Annotated in this window: 1 protein-coding gene; it reads right to left on the bottom strand. The window is 56.7% G+C overall.

All coding sequences use genetic code 11. From position 1 onward, the window contains the following. On the bottom strand, positions 1-555 hold a 555-nt coding region (locus AAEU42_RS14545), incomplete at its 3' end, for a hypothetical protein (RefSeq protein WP_342234279.1). Positions 556-566: the final 11 nt, after the last annotated feature.

Genomic DNA, 566 nt, shown 5'->3' with positions numbered 1-566 from the left:
GCTCTGCGGCCCAAGTTCGAATCCCTGCCCATCGATCTGAAAAACGAGATCCTTGCCCGTGACGTCACCCTCAGCAATCTCAACGACCTGATCCATGTCCTCCAGGAGATCGTCGACGAGGCCAAGGCCGCCCCTTAATTGGGGCCGGACGGACTGGCCGGGGCGGAGATTGGGAAGGAAATGTGGAGGGACAACCATCACGCCGCCCATATTATTGCAATCCCAATAGAGATGCGTGTCGCTTTTCTTCTCGATGGAGACGATGCCGGCAGATGCCATGTGCCGCAGAACCGCCACCTCCTCCTCGGTGAAGCGGGGTTGGCGGATGATGCTCTCCGGGTGGTCCAAAAGCCAGTACAAGGCATTGGCTCCGATTTTGTTCCCGATCCTTGTCCCTGTCGTCTGGCATGGCTCTTCCAGGTAGTTGTGTAACTTCCTGTCCGTGTGAACGATGGCATACCGATAGTTCCGGTTGGGATAGCCCTTGATGGTAAAGACCTCTCCAACCTCTACCCCCAGCACTTCACAGATGCGGGGCTTGTCCATCTTATCCATGGTCATCCTCC

The sequence above is a fragment of the Pseudoflavonifractor phocaeensis genome, from assembly GCF_038439875.1.
In the GTDB taxonomy this organism is placed as follows: Bacteria; Bacillota; Clostridia; order Oscillospirales; family Oscillospiraceae; genus Vermiculatibacterium.
The sequence above is the reverse complement of the archived record's forward strand: the minus strand, read 5'-3'. Positions and strand labels throughout refer to the sequence as shown.